At 69.5% G+C, this 18,367-nt stretch carries 12 protein-coding genes; 6 read left to right on the top strand and 6 right to left on the bottom strand.

The genetic code is table 11. The features are described 5' to 3' along the window. Positions 1 to 164: 164 nt before the first annotated feature. The gene (locus tag HK417_RS22010) at positions 165 to 3,272 is read right to left on the bottom strand and encodes a DUF3427 domain-containing protein (RefSeq protein WP_222271944.1); all 3,108 of its coding nucleotides are present in this window, start codon (positions 3,270 to 3,272) and stop codon (positions 165 to 167) included. 258 nt (positions 3,273 to 3,530) lie between these two features. Continuing rightward, positions 3,531 to 3,884, bottom strand: a complete 354-nt coding sequence (locus HK417_RS22005; protein ID WP_222271942.1) for a hypothetical protein — start codon at positions 3,882 to 3,884, stop codon at positions 3,531 to 3,533. A gap of 405 nt (positions 3,885 to 4,289) precedes the next feature. Here HK417_RS22005 and HK417_RS22000 point away from each other — a divergent pair, with 405 nt between their 5' ends. The 4 genes from HK417_RS22000 to HK417_RS21985 all read left to right on the top strand — a co-directional run bounded on the left by HK417_RS22000 (position 4,290) and on the right by HK417_RS21985 (position 11,647). Continuing rightward, on the top strand, positions 4,290 to 5,378 hold the full coding sequence (locus HK417_RS22000; protein WP_222271940.1) for a cutinase family protein: 1,089 nt from the start codon (positions 4,290 to 4,292) through the stop codon (positions 5,376 to 5,378). A gap of 339 nt (positions 5,379 to 5,717) precedes the next feature. After that, complete coding sequence (locus tag HK417_RS21995) at positions 5,718 to 6,863, top strand: DUF3048 domain-containing protein (protein ID WP_222271932.1); 1,146 nt, start codon at positions 5,718 to 5,720, stop codon at positions 6,861 to 6,863. 149 nt (positions 6,864 to 7,012) lie between these two features. Then, a complete protein-coding gene (locus HK417_RS21990; protein WP_222271929.1) occupies positions 7,013 to 10,261 on the top strand; it encodes a TM0106 family RecB-like putative nuclease in 3,249 nt (1,082 codons plus the stop codon). A 411-nt stretch (positions 10,262 to 10,672) separates the two neighbouring features. Continuing rightward, positions 10,673 to 11,647 (top strand): EcsC family protein, encoded by a 975-nt coding sequence (locus HK417_RS21985; protein WP_222271922.1) that lies wholly within the window; start codon positions 10,673 to 10,675, stop codon positions 11,645 to 11,647. A gap of 320 nt (positions 11,648 to 11,967) precedes the next feature. Here the strand turns inward: HK417_RS21985 and HK417_RS21980 are convergent, their stop codons facing one another. After that, positions 11,968 to 12,708, bottom strand: a complete 741-nt coding sequence (locus HK417_RS21980) for a PIG-L deacetylase family protein (RefSeq protein WP_222271920.1) — start codon at positions 12,706 to 12,708, stop codon at positions 11,968 to 11,970. Positions 12,709 to 12,840: 132 nt separating this feature from the next. On the opposite strand from HK417_RS21980, the gene HK417_RS21975 reads away from it, so the two are divergent. Further along, the gene (locus tag HK417_RS21975; protein WP_222271918.1) at positions 12,841 to 15,561 is read left to right on the top strand and encodes an MGH1-like glycoside hydrolase domain-containing protein; all 2,721 of its coding nucleotides are present in this window, start codon (positions 12,841 to 12,843) and stop codon (positions 15,559 to 15,561) included. A 191-nt stretch (positions 15,562 to 15,752) separates the two neighbouring features. On the opposite strand, the gene HK417_RS21970 is transcribed toward HK417_RS21975, so the two are convergent. After that, a complete protein-coding gene (locus tag HK417_RS21970) occupies positions 15,753 to 15,956 on the bottom strand; it encodes a DUF6290 family protein (RefSeq protein ID WP_222271909.1) in 204 nt (67 codons plus the stop codon). 95 nt (positions 15,957 to 16,051) lie between these two features. Here HK417_RS21970 and HK417_RS21965 point away from each other — a divergent pair, with 95 nt between their 5' ends. After that, entirely contained in the window at positions 16,052 to 17,338 is a 1,287-nt protein-coding gene (locus tag HK417_RS21965) for a plasmid pRiA4b ORF-3 family protein (protein WP_222271907.1), read from the top strand. Positions 17,339 to 17,390: 52 nt separating this feature from the next. Here the strand turns inward: HK417_RS21965 and HK417_RS21960 are convergent, their stop codons facing one another. Both HK417_RS21960 and HK417_RS21955 read right to left on the bottom strand, forming a co-directional pair. Beyond that, positions 17,391 to 17,858 (bottom strand): hypothetical protein, encoded by a 468-nt coding sequence (locus tag HK417_RS21960; RefSeq protein ID WP_222271905.1) that lies wholly within the window; start codon positions 17,856 to 17,858, stop codon positions 17,391 to 17,393. A 338-nt stretch (positions 17,859 to 18,196) separates the two neighbouring features. Next, positions 18,197 to 18,367, bottom strand: a 171-nt coding sequence (locus HK417_RS21955; protein ID WP_222271987.1) for a transposase, incomplete at its 5' end; no start/stop codon positions are given.

Raw genomic sequence — 18,367 nt, 5'->3', positions numbered from 1 at the left:
GATGTGCGCGGCCTGACCGCCCCTACCCAATCGAGTCAACTCAACTCTGGGCAGTCCCGTGCGTGTGAGCGGGGAGATGCTGCTGGGTTAGAGCTTGGGGTGGGCCCGAGGCGTCAAGCACCTGCAACTCGTCGTCGAAGGCTCGGTTAGACCACGGTCATGCCTTACGCGATCTTGGCTGCCGCGAAGACCGCGGCGGGGAGCGCGTGCTCCAGCTTCCACATGATCCGCATCGGACGCTCTCCGGTATGGGAGAGGTAGGACATCGGACCGGCGTAGAGGTAGGGCGGGGTGCCGAGGGTGCCGTCAGCTGTCTTCGACTCGCGGACGAACAGGTGCACCGACGTACCCATCTCACGGTGATGGACGTATCGCTGCCCGGTCTTGGACGCCTCTGCTGTCGTGTTCTGCGACTCCCACTGAAAGAGGGTTGGCGAGATGGCGTGGTCCGCGTACATCGTGGTGGGGGAAAAGTGGGCCTCCGTCTTCACCAGCGTCACGAAGAAGACATCCGCCTGGTCGCCAGCAACCCAGCGCACGCCGGACCCCCACGTGCCATTGAGGTCCTCCAAACCGAACGCTGCTAGCGCTTCGTCCCGGCTGTAGCGGGCATGCACGTGCAGCGGGCGAGGCCCGGCGAGTTCGAGAGCCGGCGCCACCCGATGGATGCGGTCTTGCAGCACCCCCGTCAGCTCGACCAGTTCTTCAGGTCGGCCGGCATTGGCGAGCAGCCGTGACAACGTCGCCTCGACGCTGCTGAACGGCCCTCGCGACCCGTAGACCGAGAAGTGCAACATCGCGGCCATCCGACGTGCTCGCTCGGACGCTGCTGCCGCGCCAGCTCCCTGTTCGGCCAGCGTGCGGATGAACCGCAGTCGTTCGAGGTCGTCGATGTGCAGCATGCGGGCGAACGCGCTGCCCAAAGTCCGGTCGTCCAGTCCAGGCTCAGCGGCGTCCCAGCCGGCCGCCCGCTTCAGGTCCAGCCAACTGCGTCCGTTCCCTCGGTACAGGTCCTCGACCTCGACGCCGGTCTCCTCAATGAAGGTCCGCATGCTCGGGCGGGGCAAGGCCAAGGCTTCGTTGACCAGTCCTTTCCAGGACACGGTGAGCGACTGCTTGATGTTGTCGAGAACGATGCGCTGCGCGACGCTGTCGAGTTCAATGTGGCAGCCGGCGGGGAGTGTGGGGAACTCCTGCTCAACCTCCCGCTGCAGGCCTCGTCGCGATGCGCCGGTGAGAGCTCGGAAGCGCAGGTCGAATCGGAACTCCTTGTGCTGAGCGCCGATGAAGTCGAGCACGGTCAGGCACGCCTTGCCCTCGGACAGGCGCAGCCCGCGGCCCAACTGCTGGAGGAAGACCGTCGCGCTCTCCGTGGGGCGGAGGAACAGCACTGTGTCGATCATGGGCAGATCGATGCCCTCGTTGAAGAGGTCCACCGTGAACAGCATGTTGACGGTGCCGTCGCGAAGCGCGGTCAAGGCAGCGTTGCGGTCGTCGCTGCCGGTCCGCGACGTGATCGCCAGACTGGGGATGCCGGCCGAGTTGAACCGAGCGGCCATGAACTCGGCGTGCTGGATGCTCACGCAGAAGCCCAGCGCCCGCATCTGTCCCGGATCCACGATCTTGTCCCGAACGGCATGAAGAACCAGCCGTACTCGGTGGTCGTCTCCGGTGTAGAGGTTGCTCAGCTCCGTCACGTCGTAGCCGCGGCCGCGCTTCCACTGCAGCTGCTGCAGCGCGACGTCGTCATGGATGCCGAAGTACTGGAACGGCGCGAGCAGGCCCTGGTCGAGGGCCTCCCACAGCCGCAACTCCACGGCCGTCCGGCCGTCGAACCAGCTGCGCACGTCGGCGCCGTCCGTCCGCTCGGGGGTCGCAGTGAGTCCGAGCAGGACCTTGGGCTGGAGGTGATCGAGCAGTCGACGGTAGGTCGCCGCCATGGCGTGATGGAACTCGTCGACGATGACCAGGTCGAAGCGCGCCGGGTCCAGCTCCGTGAGGTCCAACTGGGCCAGGGACTGCACGGACGCGAAGACGTGTCGCCACTCGCGCGGCCGCTCGCCGTCGACGAGGAGCTCGCCGAAGTCACCGCGCCGTAGGATGTGGCGGAAGGTCGATCGGCTCTGAGCCAGCAGTTCCTTTCGATGAGCCACGAAGAGGACCGATTCCGCGGTGCCCGCGGCCCGCAGTCGCCGATAGTCGAGCGCCGAGACGACGGTCTTCCCGGTTCCCGTTGCCATGACGACGAGATTGCGCCAGCGGTCGTGGATTGTGCGCTCGGCGTCGAGTTCGTCCAGGATCTCCTGCTGATAGCCGAACGGACGGACGTCGAGCGTGGCGATCTCGAGGGGCAGGTCTCTGCTCCCGCCGCGCTCGACGCTCAGGGCGCGTCGCAGCCGGTCGCCGTCCCGTCCCGGCTCGTACGTCTCGAAGGACGGGTCCTCCCAGTAACTGTCGAACGTGTCGGCGAACGTCGCCAGGAGGTGCGCCTGCTCGACGTTGGAGAGCCGGACGTTCCACTCCAGCCCGTCGGTCAGTGCGGGGGCAGACAGGTTGGACGAGCCGACATACCCGGTTGACATCCCGGTGGAGCGATGGAAGAGCCAGGCCTTGGCGTGCAGCCGCGTCGTCCTGGTCTCGTAGGAGATCTTGACCTCGGCGCCGAGCTCGACGAGGCGGTCCAAGGCTCGCTGATCGGTGGCGCCGATGTACGTGGTCGTGATGACGCGGAGCCGGCCGCCGCGCTGGCGGAGGTGGGTGAGGCCCTTCTCCAGGACGCGCAGTCCCTGCCATTTGATGAAGGCGCACAGCAGGTCTACCCGGTCGGCGGACGCGAGCTCGCGGTTGACCTCATGACCGATCCGCGGCTGGCCGCGCCCGTTGACCAGTAGCGCGCTCGCGGACAGCGGTACTTCGGGCCGTTCAGGGAAGGTGATCGGGCCCGGCGTGTTCGGCGGGCTGACCACCGCGAGTACCGACCGTGCCGGCTCGCCGATCGCGTCCTCCGGGGCGGCAGCGGGGGACAGTGCGCTGACGGCCTTGACGATGCTGTTTGCCAGGTCGACCTGTCGGGCCACGGCGGCCTGGTCGTCGCCACCTGCCGTTCGAAGGGCTCGGTTCACCACCCCGGCAACGTGACGTGTCAGGGCCTCATGAGCTTCGGCAGGGTCGAGCGTCGCCAGCTGCACCAACGAGGCATCGGTTGCCGAAACTTGATCGGCCAACTCCGACGTGACCAAGTGCTCGTAGATGCCCGTGCGCAGGTCCCCCATGTGCTCAACGTAGCCGGGCCGTTACGGGTTCGTGCGCAGCCCGCTGATTGCGCCCGGCACTTGGCGCTTTCTGCGCGACGGTCACTCGCCCGGGGAGCAGTCGCACTCCGGGACTCCGCCGGTGATCGAGTCTCGGTCGGCGCCTGCTGCAGCGACGAGGTCCTCGACCGCCCTGTGCAGCGCGATGGCGATGCTGGTTCCGGGCAAGCGCTGGGCGATCGCGGCGTCGACGCTGGCGTACTACCAAAGCAGTCCGTGTTAGCAGGCGTTGAAGGTCGACCAGAACTCCGAGCCGTAGTTGCGTAGGTCGGCGGCGATGCGGGACCCGTTGTGGATCTTGTCTGCGGACGTCACCAGCAGCGCCTCGTCCGACTTCTTCGCCTTGTCGCGCAGCCCGTCGATGTAGTCGCGCTTCCGGTCCGCCCAGGGGGCCTTGCCCGCGTCGGTCTCGTTGAGCGAGTCGCTGCAGGCCTCGACGATGTCGGCGACGGTCCCGCCGAAAACGAGGCATGTAATGCGCCGAGCAGGTACGGCTCGTTGCGGTGGTGTGCCGATTGCGCCGTGCTTCGCGGGTACGTGCGATGTGGAGGTTGTGACCCGGCAGTAGTTCAACCGCGCAATGACTACGGCGCAGGCCAAGCTAGAGGCGACGGATCAAACAGCTGTACGCGCTGCGCACCAAGTCAGCGGCCTCACCACCTGCTGAGCGCCGGCACTGCCGCCCGCGAAGCCTGGGACGCTGGCGGCATTGAGTGGCAGCGCCGCGTCTTGGCTCTGCTCATCCTGCGCGTCGTGATCCACCCGAGCGACACCACCGGCATGACAAAGTCCCACCGATGGTGCGGCTGGGTGTTCAAGGCGAAACATGTCGTGATCGACTGGCGCGCTTGTGATGCCCTGTCTGGGATCCAGACCCAACCACTTGTCCCCAACCTCAAGCAAGCCCTAACCTCCGCCGCACCTCGCGGGGGCGTCTGAGACTCAGCTGGCGTCCACCTCACTGACCCTGGAGGTCCAGTGGCTGTTAAGCACCGTTCCTTGCTCATCATTTCCATCACGGCCGTACTAGTGAGTCTCCTCGTACCGACGGCTATCAACGCCGCCGTGGAGAAAACCATCGCCTGCGGATACTTCGAGCCGGCGGCCAATCAGCTTGTCGTCAAGATCAGTAACGTCGTACCTATGAGAAACGCCAGAGTGACCACGGGGACAGCTAAGAATACCGCCGGCCAGACGAGTAGTGGGGTACGGAGTCTCGTAACTGATCCCACAACTGGTGACTTCACTATGGAGGTGACCATACCGCACTCCACCATCAATGCCGGCACCTACACGGTCCAGGCCATTTTCAGTGGCGACCCGAATTCCGAAGATCAATTCTCAAGTGGCCGCTTCGAGCCCTGTACCGGGCAGCCTGGCGCGACCGGCAACGCATGCGCGGACGTACTCTTCATCGGTATACGCGGCTCTGGTCAGGAGGCGACTGAGGCCGGCGGATACGGCGATATGATCAACGCGGTCCGGGCAGGCATGGTCGCATACATGCCGGGAGACAAGCGACTTCAGACAGTGGCTCTCGATTACACGGCTGCTTCGGTCCTAAGTTTCTTCGTCCCGCCTTCCGGGATGAGCAATTACTTCGGTAGTATCGATCACGGTGTGAAAGAACTTCACAAGCGTCTTGCTGAAGCGCAACGCGACTGCGGTGACCAGAAGATTGTTCTGGCGGGCTACTCGCAGGGCGCTCTTGTTGCCAACATGGTGGCTCGGAACGCCCGTAACGTGGTTGGCGTCCTACTCGTAGCCGATCCGGGACGCGTTCCTAAGCAGACGGGCAAGAACCTTGGCAGCGCGCGATCCGGTTACGGCGTTTACCAGGCGACCGGCATCGACCTAGGGTCCATCACCACACGCAGGAACGCCATGGTGGTCGAGCTTTGCAACCGCGGTGATGTCATCTGCGACTGGAGCCACCGGGGTACACCTGACGTAGCCGCCACGGTGGGTGTAGCGACTCACCTCGCGTACTCGCAAACTGCATCAGGACAACTGATAGAGATGGGCCGGCAGGGTGTCATAGCCGCTGGCTTCACGCCACGGCGTTGAAGGCGTTGACTCCTCAGGAGTCAGCCGACGCCTGAGCGCGGCCCGTCCGATGAATCAGAGGGATGAAGAAGCCCGCCCCGGTCGACCGGGGCGGGCTTCTTGCTGTTGTCCTACTGCTAGCACACAACGAGAGGGCGCCTAACGTCATGCGCAGTGGCGCCAAGTGAATTTGGAGACTCGGGCTGACAGCCAATGGCACCGAGGTGGCGAGGTCCTGCGGTAGGCGCAGCGCCGGAGGGCCTGTGCCAACGAGCGTCCGCGACGACAAGCCGTGGTGTCGCCACCCTCGCGCCGTGCCGATACGAGAAGGGATGCCCCGCCGAGCCAGGGAGCCCTGACGTGCCCAGGTCCACCGCGCCCAGGCGCCGCTCCGGACCCAGCAATGGCTCGCGCCCCAAGAAGGGCGCCCCGGCCAAGAAGAGGACGTCGGCCAAGGGCCGCCGAAAGCAGAGGCCCCGGCGCGGTCGACGAGCAGCGCTGCTCGTCCTCCTGGTGGCGGCCGTGGGTCTCGGGTGGCAAGCAACGGGGCGGGACCTGACCGACCTGCCGTTCCTCGATTCGATCGCCGGAGCACCCACCACACCTACCTGGCCGCTGACCGGCGTCCCGGCCGAGGCGGCCGCCGACCGTCCGGCGCTCGCCGTCAAGATCGAGAACTCGGTCGACGCCCGCCCGCAGACCGGGCTGAACGCCGCCGACGTGGTGTGGGAGCAGGTCGTCGAGGGCGGCATCACCCGGTTCGTCGCCGTCTACCACTCGACCCTGCCGCCCGAGATCGGCCCGGTGCGCTCCATCCGGCCGATGGACCCCGCGATCGCCGCGCCGCTGCACGGCCTGCTGGCGTTCTCTGGTGGCGTGCCGACCTACGTCGACGCCGCCGGGAGCGCCGGGCTGCAGGTGCTCACCCAGGACTCCGGCATCGACGGCTTCTACCGCTGGACGACCCGCCGGGCGCCGCACAACGTCTACGCGGCGCCGGAGGCCCTCGTCGCCCAGGCCGACGACGCGCACCGAGCTGCGCCCACCGCCCAGTTCGCGTACCCCTCGGCCGGCCAGCAGCCCACCGCCGTCACCGCGGGGCAGCCGACCGGCACCCTGGCGCTCACGATGTCCGGCGTCGGGCGCCCTCACTGGAGCTGGGATGCCGAGTCCGGTCGCTGGCTGCGCGCCGAGGGCAGCGCTCCCGCGGTCGAGGCGGACGGCAGCCAGATCGGCGCCACCAACGTCGTCGTCCTGCGGGTCGACGTCGTCTCCACCGACGCGCGCGACCCGGCCGGCAACCCGGTCCCGGAGACCATCCTGACCGGCAGCGGTGAGGCGCTCGTCGCCTCCGGCGGCCACGCGGTCGCGGCCACCTGGTCGAAGCCCCGGATCGGTGACCCGGTCACCCTCACCGACACGGACGGCGATCAGGTGACGCTGGCGCCCGGCAACACCTGGGTCGAACTGGTGCCCAACCGCACCGGCGCCGTCGCCACCGGATAGTCCAGTAGTCACACGAGCCCCAGATCGGCGCGCAGCGATTCCGGATCGGTGCCGGACGTGACAGCCTCAGCGGGCTCTGCACGCCGCACCACGGGGGAACCTTGCCGCACCAGTCCCTGCCCGTCGTCCGTCCGACGGGGAGCTGAGCCATGTATCGCGCCGATGGCCGGCTGGTCCTCAGCCCCACCGACCTGACGCGGCACCAGGAGTGCCACCACCTCACCACGCTCAACCTCGCGGTTGCCGCCGGCCGGCTCGAGCCTCCCGCCACGGGCACGAGTGACCAGGGCCAGCTCGTCGTCGACCTCGGCATCGCCCACGAACAGCGCTACCTGGCTTCGCTCGAGGCCGAGGGCAGGAGTGTCGCGCGGCTGGAAGGCGAACGGGACGAGGCCGCGACCGACGACGCGATGCGGGCCGGCTACGACGTCATCTACCAGGCCACGCTCTTCGACGGGACCTGGGGCGGGCAGGCCGACTTCCTGCTGAAGACGGCGACGCCGTCGGCGCTCGGGAACTGGTCGTACGAGGTCGCGGACGCCAAGCTCGCCCGCCGGGTCAAGGTGCCGGCGCTCCTGCAGATGGCCACCTACGCCGACCGGCTCGCCGTCCTGCAGGGCCGGGAGCCGGACCGGCTCCTCGTGGTCACCGGAGATGGTGCTGCGCGGCCGTGGCGGCTGGTCGACGTCGCCGCCTACGCCCGCCGCGCCCGGCTCCGGCTGGAGGGTTTCCTCGGCGACGCCCCGCCCACCCAGCCGGTCCCCGTCGGCCACTGCGGCCAGTGCCCCTGGCAGGCGAGATGCGAGTCCGAGCTCCGGAACGGCGACGACCTCAGCCTGGTCGCCGGGATGCGCCGCGACCACCGCGCCGCCCTGCACGCCGTCGGCATCAGCACACTGCAGCAGCTCGCCGAGGCGGATGCCGAGACGCTGAAGGCCTCCAGCATCGGCAAGGCGACCCGGGAGCGGCTGCAGGAGCAGGCCCGCGAGCAGCTCCGCGGCCGCGCCGCCGGCGCGCCGACCCGCACGCTGCTGACGCCCGCTCCCGCGCAGGGCCTGCTGCGGCTGCCCGCGCCGAGCTTCGGTGACCTCTACCTCGACTTCGAGGGCGACCCGCTGTCCGGCGACGGCGCGGGGCTGGAGTACCTGGCCGGCCTCGGCGACCGCACCGGCCGGTTCACCGCGCTGTGGGCCCACGACGCCGACCAGGAACGGCGGATGGTCGCCGACCTGATCGACCGGATCGTCGACGCCTGGCGCGCCAACCCCGGCATGCACGTCTACCACTACGCCGCCTACGAGGTCAGCGCGCTCAAGCGGCTGACCGGCCGGTACGGCGTCCGGGAGGCCGAGCTCGACCAGCTGCTGCGCGCCGAGCGGTTCGTCGACCTCTATCCCGTCGTCCGCCAGGGGATGCGGATCAGCAAGGAGTCGTACTCGATCAAGAAGGTGGAGGCCTTCTACGGGCGGGAGCACACCGGGGACGTCGCCGACGCCATGTCCAGCGTCGTCGAGTACGAGCAGTGGCTCGCCGACCGCGACCCCGCCCGCCTACAGGCGATCGAGAACTACAACAAGGACGACGTCGACTCCACCCGCGAGCTGCACGACTGGCTGGAGACCGAGCGCGCCGAGCTGGAGGCACTGCACGGGCCGCAGCCGCGACCGACCGTGCCCGAGGTGTCCGGACCCGCCCCGCGGTCGGACGCCGAGGTCGCCGAGCTCGCGCTGGTCGAGCGGCTGACCGACGCCGGGCAGGGCCTGCTCGGCGACCTGGTGCAGTGGCACCGCCGCGAGGCCCGGCCCGGCTGGTGGGAGTTCTTCAGCCGCGGCGACCTGGAGGACGAGCAGCTGGTCGAGGACCGGACGGCGGTCGGCGGCCTGTCCGCCGCGGTCGAGGTCGGCACCGAGAAGCGCAGCAAGCTGTACGAGTTCACCTTCCCGCCGCAGGACGCGAAGCTGTCGGTCGGCAAGCCCGCGTTCGACGTCGACACCCGCACGCGGGTCGGCGAGGTGCGCGAGCTCGATGCTGTCGGCGGGCGCCTCGTCGTCAAGAGCACCAAGGCTCCCGCCGCCGTCCGCGGCCTCGGTCCGGAGGGGCCGCTCGACGACAAGGCCCTGCGCGCGGCGATCGCCGCGACGGCGGACGACGTCCTCGCCGACCGGTCGCGTCTGGGGCAGGCACTGCTCGACCGCGTCGTCCCGGCCGACACCCGCCGGCTGCCGGGGGAGGAGGCCGGCGACGCCGTCGTCCGGCTCGGTCGGTCGCTGCACGGCGAGGTGCTCGCGGTGCAGGGGCCGCCCGGCAGTGGCAAGACCCGTGCGGCGTCCCGGCTGATCCGCGAGCTGCTGGACGCCGGCAAGAAGGTCGGCGTCACGGCGACCTCGCACGCGGTGATCGGCAACGTGCTCCGGGCGGTGGGCCGGCCGGCGCCGCAGAAGTGCGAGGAGAGCCAGGCATGCGGCGCACCCGGGGTCGAGTGGTCCAGGGACGCCGCCGACGTCGAGAACCGGCTGCTGGGCGGTGACGTCGCGCTGGTCGGCGGGACGTCGTGGTTCTGGTGCCGGGAGAACCTGGCGGAGGCGGTCGACGTCCTGGTCATCGATGAGGCGGGGCAGTTCTCCCTGGCGAACGCGGTCGCGGTGGCACGGGCGGCAAGGTCGCTGGTCCTGCTCGGCGACCCGCAGCAGCTGGCGCAGCCGACGCAGGCCGTGCACCCGGGGGAGTCGGGGCTGTCGGCTTTGGAGCACCTGCTCGAGGGGCACCCGACCGTGCCCGAGGACCGCGGTGTCTTCCTCGACCGGACCTACCGGATGCACCCGGCGCTGACCGCTTTCGTGTCCGACCTCGCCTACGAGGGCCGGCTGGAGTCGGCGCCCAGACGGGAGCGGATCGCGGTGGACGGATGGGCCAGCGGGCTGGCCGTCCGGTTCGTGGAGCACACCCGGCCGGCGTCAGCGTCGTCGGCTGATGAGGCGCAGGCGGTCGCGGAGCTGTGGCGCTCGCTGCAGGGCGTCGGCTGGGTGGGCGCTTCCGGCGAGCGGCACGTGATCGGTCCTGAGGACGTGCTGGTCGTCGCGCCGTACAACAGCCAGGTCGCCCTGATCCGTGGGTTGCTTCCCGACGGCGCCCGGGTGGGCACCGTGGACAAGTTCCAGGGGCAGGAGGCGCCGGTCGTCCTGTACTCGATGACGTCGACGAGCGCCGAGGACGCACCCCGCGGGGTGTCGTTCCTCTACGACCTCAACCGCCTGAACGTGGCGGTTTCCCGGGCCAAGGCGCTGGCCGTCGTGGTGATGAGCGAGGAACTGCTCGACGCCCCGGTGCGAACGCCGGAACAGCTGCGTCAGGTGAACGCGCTGTGCCGCCTGACCGAGATGGCGTCCGTGCTCTCCTGACGCCTGTCTGCGCAGAGACCGATTGTTCCGTCCTTTGCGGGGCGTTCGCTGTCCCCAAGGCCCTCCTTTCTGCTGTGTGAAGATCGAATGGCGAACTGTGGCATTAGTAGGTAATGGGACGATCTAGTCGAGACGCAGGATCCTTGCCGCAGTAGCCAAAGCTCATCACCAGTGGTCGCTCGAGTACGGCGACGACGTCGGCTTCGACCTGGCGCTCTCTCGGCGAAGGGGGCTCCCCTGGATGGCGGCGTGGTAAAGCACGCCAGCGGGCCTGACCCGCGAACGCCACTGCTGTGACGGGTGTGCCCGGCGAGCCCCCGCTTGGGTCAGTCGACGGCGCGGTGAGCCAGCAGCGTCCGTTCGCTGACTTAGGTTCGCCTCGTGGTGCCTACGTCCGAGCAGATGTCCGTGATGTCCCGCTACGAGAACCAACGTTGGGCAGAACTCGAGGCCCATTGGGGTCGTCGCTCCGAGCGGAAGGCCATTCTCCCGCCCAAGGCGCGCGCGGCGCTCGGACAGGCCGGCGCACGGGCGCGGACGGCTGCGGGTCGCACCACAGGTCGCGTCGGCGAGGTGATCCCTCAGAAGGTGAAGGATGCCGGTGCGGTCGTGGTGGACGCAGCCCTGATGCCCGCAGTCAAGGGAGCCGTGCACCTCTTGGAGTTGGCTACCGACTGGGCAGCTGAGCTGACCGATCAGGAAAAGGTGCTCAAATTCCACCGAGACCAGGGCAGAGCTGCTGCCTCCCTGGAGGACCTACGCGGCTACGACCTGGAGCAGCTCGACGAACTGACGCGCCGAATGCCGCTGCACTGGGGTGCCGTGGGAGCGGCGGAAGGCGCTGCCCTGGGCGTGTTGGCGATGGTGCCGGTGGCGGGAGGCGCCCTGGCCATCACGGCGGACATGGTTGTCGTGCACGTGTTGAGCACCGCGATCGCGACGCGGATCGCCTACGCCTACGGATTCGACGCCTCCGCTGAGGCTGAGCGTCACATGATCGATCGGATGGTGCGGCGGACCTTCACGCAGCAAGCAGCCAAGGCAGAGGCAGTGCACAAGTCCGCACTTGCCTTTCGCGATGGCCTGGGCAGGAAGAACTGGAGCCAGCAGCTCCGCGACAACCACAAGCTCATGGCCGCGCTCGAGAAGCTGATGAAGGAGGCCGCGGGCAAACAACACATTCCGGTCAAGCAGGTTGTCAAAGCCGTCCCCGTTGTAGCGGTGGCTGCTGGTGCCGGGGCCAACGCGCATCTTCTGCGGGACATCGCCAGCCAGGCCACCCGGTATGCAGAGACTCGGTTCCTGGTCGAGAAGTACGGACTGGTGCTGCCGGCGGGACTGGCCTCGGGGGCGCCGGGACCGGACGACGCTTCGGACGAGAGCTGATCGAGCGACGCCGCGGCGTCAACATCGCCGACGTCGTGGACATCTCGCCGACGCCGAGCGTGTCTACCGCGAACGTCTCCTTCGGGAGCGCTACGGCCTCCCCGCGGATGACGCGTTGCCCGCTACGCGCGAGTTGACTGAATACGCCGATGTCATCGACATGATCGAAGTCCTCGATGAGATCGAGCGGGACGACAAGAACGCCCGCGGGTAGCCAGCGCGCTCATCTCAGGCGCAAGGCGCCGCCAGTTCTGTCGGTCGGCTGCTCCATTCCGCACCCGGTCGGCGCAGAGGAGGCGTATGGCTCGCCGCCCTCGCGGTCAGTCGAGCAGGCGGGTCTCGGGTGCGCCGCCGGGCCAGGGCGGGACGACGCGGCGGAGGTGGTCGGTCGCGAGGAAGGCCCGGCGCAGCTCCTCGGGCAACCCCTCGAACGGCGACGTCTGCGACGCGTGCAGGGCGATCGCCTTCTCGCGCACCGGTAGATGGGCGGCCACGTCGATGACGGTGGTGATCTCCTCGTCTGGGGTGCCCAACCCCGCGACGTCCGCGTTCAGGTGCTCCATGTCCGGCCGGGCGACCTTGACGTGGTCGACCCAGCGCCGCATCAGTGACCGCAGAATGCAGGAGAGGTAGACGCGCGGGACTCCGACGGTCTCCGCCGCGGCCAGTGCCGCGTCCCGGATCCGCACGTGGTCCCGATGGCTGTCACTCGCGTCCAGCGTGACTAGCACGTCCGGCCGGAACGCGGCGACGGCCCCAGCGACCGCGGCCACGACGTCCTCGAACGGCGCGGACACCAGGCTGCCGGCTGGCGCCTCACCGCTCATGCCGGAGTCCGCGAAGTCCAGCAGGTCGACGCGCGAGACCCTGAGCAACCCGGCGGCCTCGCGCAGCTCCCGCTCGCGCACAGCCCCGAGACCGTCGACGTCGCCGCCCTCCTCGCCCCGGGTCGCGCAGACGACAGCGGTCTCGGCGCCGGCGCCGGCGGCGTGCAGCAGCATCGAGCCGCAGCCGAACGTCTCGTCGTCCGGATGGGCGACGACGACCTGGAGACGGGGCACCGGGACCTCCTGCGCATGCTCCTCATTGGGTGCAGCGAGTAGACACCCGCCAGTGAGACCAGTCGGTCACTCTGGTCACGCCTGTCCCCGCGTGACACGGGACTGCAACGGCGCCGTGGCACTGTGGAGGTCGTGTCTGCCGCAGCATCTGACGTTCCGCTCGACGGACAGCCCATCCCGAACGAGGCGGAAGCCCCTCGCAGCGCCGAGCACGCGCGCCTGGCCGAGTCGTCCGACATGTCCGCCCCCTGGCGGCTGTGGGGGCCCTACCTGGCCGGCCGGCAGTGGGGGACCGTCCGCGAGGACTACTCCGCCGACGGCGACGCCTGGGGCTCCTTCCCGTTCGACCACGCCCACCGCCGTGCCTACCGCTGGGGTGAGGACGGCCTGGGCGGCATCTGCGACCGCTACGGCTTCCTCAACATCTCCGTCGCCATGTGGAACGGCAAGGACCCGATCCTCAAGGAGCGCCTCTTCGGGCTGACCAACGAGGAGGGCAACCACGGCGAGGACGCCAAGGAGTACTGGTGGCACCTCGACGGCACGCCCACCCACTCCTGGATGCAGTGGCTCTACCGCTATCCGCAGGCGGAGTTCCCGTACCAGGAACTGCGCGAGGAGAACGCCCGGCGCAGCCGTGACGAGCGCGAGTACGAGCTCGCCGACACCGGCGTCCTGGACGAGGACCGGTTCTTCGACGTCCAGGTCACCTACGCCAAGAACGCCCCGGACGACGTCTGCATCGTCGTCACCGCCACCAACCACGGCCCCGACCCCGCGCCGCTGCACCTGCTGCCGCAGGTCTGGTTCCGCAACACCTGGTCCTGGGGCGGCGACAAGCGCCAGGGCATGCTCACCCAGCTCCTCGCGCCCACTCTCACCGTCAACGGCCTGGAGGCGGTCGAGGCGGAGCACGGTTTTCTCGGCCGCTACGTCCTCGCCGCGGAGGGCGCGCCGGAGGTCCTCTGCTGCGACAACGAGACCGACGCCGTCGACCTCTTCGGTGCCAAGCGACGCAACGCCAGCAGGTACACGAAGGACGGCGTCAACCGCCGCGTCGTCCAGGGCGACCTCGCCGCCGTCAACCCCGGCGGCTCCGGCACCAAGGCCGCCTTTTGGTACCAGTGGGACGCCGTCGCGCCGGGGGAGACCGTCAGCGTCAAGCTCCGGCTACGCCAGCAGGACCCGGACGAGCAGACCTTCGGCGATCAGTTCGACCAGGTCTTCGACCAGCGCAAGATCGAGGCCGACGAGTTCTACGCCGGCGTGATCCACCCGAGCCTGGACGACGAGGACCGGCACGTCGCCCGCCGCGCCTACGCCGGGCTGCTGTGGACCAAGCAGCTCTACCGCTTCGACGTCGCCCAGTGGCTCGACGGCGACCCCGACGTCCCCGCGCCCGAGGGCCGGCGCAGGAAGGGGCAGCGCAACACCCACTGGCGCCACCTGGCGCTCGCCGACGTCATCTCCATGCCCGACGAGTGGGAGTACCCGTGGTTCGCCGCGTGGGACACCGCCTTCCACACCATCCCGCTGGCGCACGTCGACCCCGCGTTCGCCAAGGAACAGCTCGTGCTCATGTGCCGCGAGTGGGCGATGCACCCCAACGGCCAGCTGCCGGCGTACGAGTGGGCGTTCGGCGACGTCAACCCGCCGGTGCACGCCTGGGCGGCCTGGCACGTGTACCGGCTCGACGGCTACCGCGACCAGCAGTTCCTCATCCGGGTGTTCACCAAGCTGCTGATGAACTTCTCCTGGTGGGTCAACCGCAAGGACGCCGACGGGTCGAACGTCTTCGAGGGCGGCTTCCTCGGGATGGACAACATCGCGCTGTTCGACCGCTCCGCGCCGCTACCCCCGGGCTACCGGCTGGAGCAGTCCGACGCGACCAGCTGGATGGCGTTCTACTGCCAGCAGATGCTGAAGATCGCGCTCGAGCTGTCCCGGTTCGACCAGGCGTGGGACGGCACCGCGACCAAGTTCTTCGAGCACTTCCTCGCGATCTCGCAGGCGATGAACGCCTTCGGGTCGCACGAGGTGAAGCTGTGGCAGGAGGACGACGGCTTCTTCTACGACGTCCTGGTCGCACCGGACGGGACGTCGGAGCCGCTGCGGGTCCGCTCGATGGTCGGGTTGCTGCCGATCCTGGGGTCCACCGAGATCCCCGGGTGGGTCAGCCAGCTGCCGGACGTCGCCGACCGGGTGCGCTGGCTGCAGAAGCGGCGGCCGGAGCTGATGGGCCCGCTGCGGAGCCGGTCGACGCCCCAGGGCCGCAAGATGCTGCTGTCGCTGGTCGGCAAGGAACGGCTGCGGAAGATCCTGCAGCGGATGTTCGACACCGAGGAGTTTCTCTCGCCCTACGGCATCCGGTCGCTGTCGAAGTCGACCGGGCAGGTGTTCGCCAACGTCGGCGGGCGGGACGTCTCGATCGAGTACGAGCCGGGGGAGTCGCGCACCAAGCTGTTCGGCGGCAACTCCAACTGGCGCGGGCCGATCTGGTTCCCGGTCAACGTGCTGCTCGCCGACAAGCTGCGCACGCTGGGCCGGCACTACGGCGACTCGTTCACCATCGAGATCCCGACCGGGTCGGGCAACCACCGCACGCTGGTGGAGGCCGCGGACCTGATCGACGACAGCCTCACCGGGCTGTTCCGGCCCGTGGACGGCAAGCGCCCGGCGGACGGGAAGCGGATCGAGTCCAGCGACTCACCGCTGTGGTCGGCGCACCCGACGTTCAGCGAGTACTTCGACGGGGACACCGGCGAGGGGCTGGGCGCCAGTCACCAGACCGGCTGGACGGCGCTGGTGGCGCACCTGCTCAACCCGCGGCTGCCCGCCGACCCCTTCGCCTGACGCCTCCCCGGTGGCCATGTTGGCCAACATGGCCACCGGGGGAGCCGGCCTCACGGCCAGGCTGCCGTTCCCGACGGCAAAGCGGTCGGCGATCGGCTCGACGTGCGGACGTCGGCAGACCTGAGTCGCGCAGTGGACCTCCCGAGAATCCGGCGCGCGATGTGCAGGAGGGTTGTCGACGTCGAGATGCATCACTGCCCAAGTCGCTCTACCGCGTCGGCGTAGCGAGGCAGTTCCTCGTCCAGGACGCGATCGAGCAGCTCGCGCTTGCTGGTGCGCTCGATGTAGTCCCGAACTGCCTGCCGGGCGATCTCCTGCATGGACTGGCCCTCGAGTTCGGCCCGGCGGCGCAGGGCTTCGGTCTCCTGGTCGTCGAGCCGCACGGTTATTGCCATGCCCCACATGGTCTCAGCGGTGATAGCTCTGACGCTGCGCCTGGCACAGCTACGCAGACGCACCACCGACGAGCCGCGCTTGCCAGGATGGCCGCATGCGAGCGGACGTCGCCGAGATGGTCGAGCGACTCCGCGCGGCCCGGGTGCCAGAGCTGCTGCGGCTCGTCGACGAGGCGCTCCCGGACGGCGTCGAACCACTGCCCGATCCGGACGTCGTCGAGCCCTACCGCTGGCTCGTGGCCCGTGTCGGCGACGGGGTGAAGCTGACCGCGGCCGGCTACCTGCCGCCCGCGCTGGTCCGCGACACCATGCAGCGGTTCGGCTGGGATGCGGACCGGATCGGCGCCGGCAACCGAGAGGACCTGACCGGTCCCGTGCGCGATCTGCGGGACACCGCGCGGCAGCTGGGCCTGGTCCGGGTCTACCGCGGTCGCCTGCTGCCGACCTCGGCCGGGCGCCGGTACGCCGAGGACCCCACCGCGCTGTGGGCCCACATCGCCCGGCGGCTGCCCCTGGGCAGCAGTGACGCCGAGCGGCAGGCCGGCCTCCTCTGGTTGCTGGCTGTCGCGGCCGGGCGGTCCGAGCTGGTCCAACCGGTCGTGCGCGGTCTCGCGGCCCTGGGCTGGGTCGACCGAGCATCGCGGCGGCCCGTGCACTCCGCCGATGTGCACGCCCTCGTCCGCCCCACCCGGATGGTGTTCGAACGACTCGGGTTGATCACCTCCCGCGCGAGGCGACGGGCCCATCCGAACGCGCCGGCGCTGTCTCGAGCCGTGCTCATCGGGGACGAGCCGCTCGACCTCCCGAAGTCCGACGGGGTGGTCGAGGCGTCCGCGCGTGAGCTCACGGTCACGCTCCTCGACGTCCAGCCACCGGTGTGGCGGCGGCTCGTCGTCCCCGAGTCGATGTCCCTCCGGGAGTTGCACGCGGTGCTGCAGACCGTGATGGGCTGGCAGGACGCCCACCTGCACCTCTTCCGCGTGCAGGGGGTGCAGTACGGCGACGCGGAGGACTTCCCCGGCCAGCTGGGCGACGAAGAGGCGACCACGGTCGGCGACGTCGCGAACAGGTCCGTCGAGTTCAGCTACGACTACGACTTCGGTGACGGCTGGGAGCACCGGCTCCGGGTCGGCGAAAGGACGTCGGCGCCCGACACGCCGCACTGCCTGGACGGGGCCGGAGCCTGCCCACCGGAGGACTGCGGCGGTGCCCCCGGCTACCAACGTCTGCTCCAGGCGCTGGCCGATCCGGGTGATCCCGAGCACGCCGAGCTGACCGAGTGGATCAGCGGCCCCTTCGACCCGGAGGCCTTCGACGTCTCCGCCACCAACGACCTGCTGGAGCTCTACGACCGGCACACGCGACAGCGCCGCCGTCGGTAGCACACACCGGGGCGAGCGCCAGACCAGGCGCTCGTGCCGACGATGAGGACCATCACGCCGGCTCGGCCCCGCGCAGCCTCACGCCCGCACCCCAGGAGGCGGCGGTAGGTGAATGCGGCCAGGGGTCCTTTTCTCCGGTGTCGATGGTCTCCACCAAGTGCCAGGCCGGGCCGACCCCGAATCGGACGACGTCAGCGAGGTCGCCGGTCAGCCGCACCGTCCGCGACGCGGTCAGCCGCTCGTCTCCGAACCCGCCCCGCACGGTGACGGTGATCCGGTCCCCAGGCGCGGTGCCGTGCAGGCGGTGCTCCTTGCCGAACTTCCCCTCGTGACACTCGTCCAGCAGACCGCCGTCCGCGGCCAAGACCTCGACGTCACAGGAGACGCCCTCAGACACGCCCATGCCGCGGCCGGGTCCGTGCAGCACACGCAGCGTGCCGCCCACTCCGCTGTCGGCGAAGCGCCTGTCATCGCCGGGGGTGTAGTCGTACGGGTGGGTCCCGCGCTTGCGCCGCCCCATGGCCGTGAGTCTGCCGCCGCACATCGAGCTGCGGGGCGACGAGCAGCCGGACTCCTACGGCCGTCGCCAGTCCGGAGCACAGCAGCTCCAGCGCCGCCTGGCCGTTGCGTCGGCCGTCCTCCGGCAGCAGCGACAACGCCGGCGCGCATGCGGAATCAGCCGGGGCGGCAGGGTCATCGACCTGGTGGCCTTCGCGCGAACAGCTAGCCTCGATCTTTCGTGATCTTGACCGGGTGGGTGTGCGCGGAGTGATCGGCGTGGCTGATCACAGCAGGGCGCGATCGAGCTCCGCGTCTGCCGCGGTTTCCGGTTCCTGATCGTCGGGATGGTGCGGGGAGTCAGGTCGCGAAGGTGTTGAGCCGACGCTGTCCGCGCAGCAGATGATCGGCCCAGGGCCAGCCGCGGGGTAATCGCAGCAGGTGGCGGCGGCCGGTCCGGATGGTGCGGCCGGCGATGTTGAGCAGCCGCAGGCGTAGCCGTTTGGGTTCCCAGGTCCGGGCGGGGGTGTC

Origin of the sequence: Modestobacter marinus, assembly GCF_019799945.1 — a bacterium.
In the GTDB taxonomy this organism is placed as follows: Bacteria; Actinomycetota; Actinomycetes; order Mycobacteriales; family Geodermatophilaceae; genus Modestobacter; species Modestobacter marinus_B.
The sequence above is the reverse complement of the archived record's forward strand: the minus strand, read 5'-3'. Positions and strand labels throughout refer to the sequence as shown.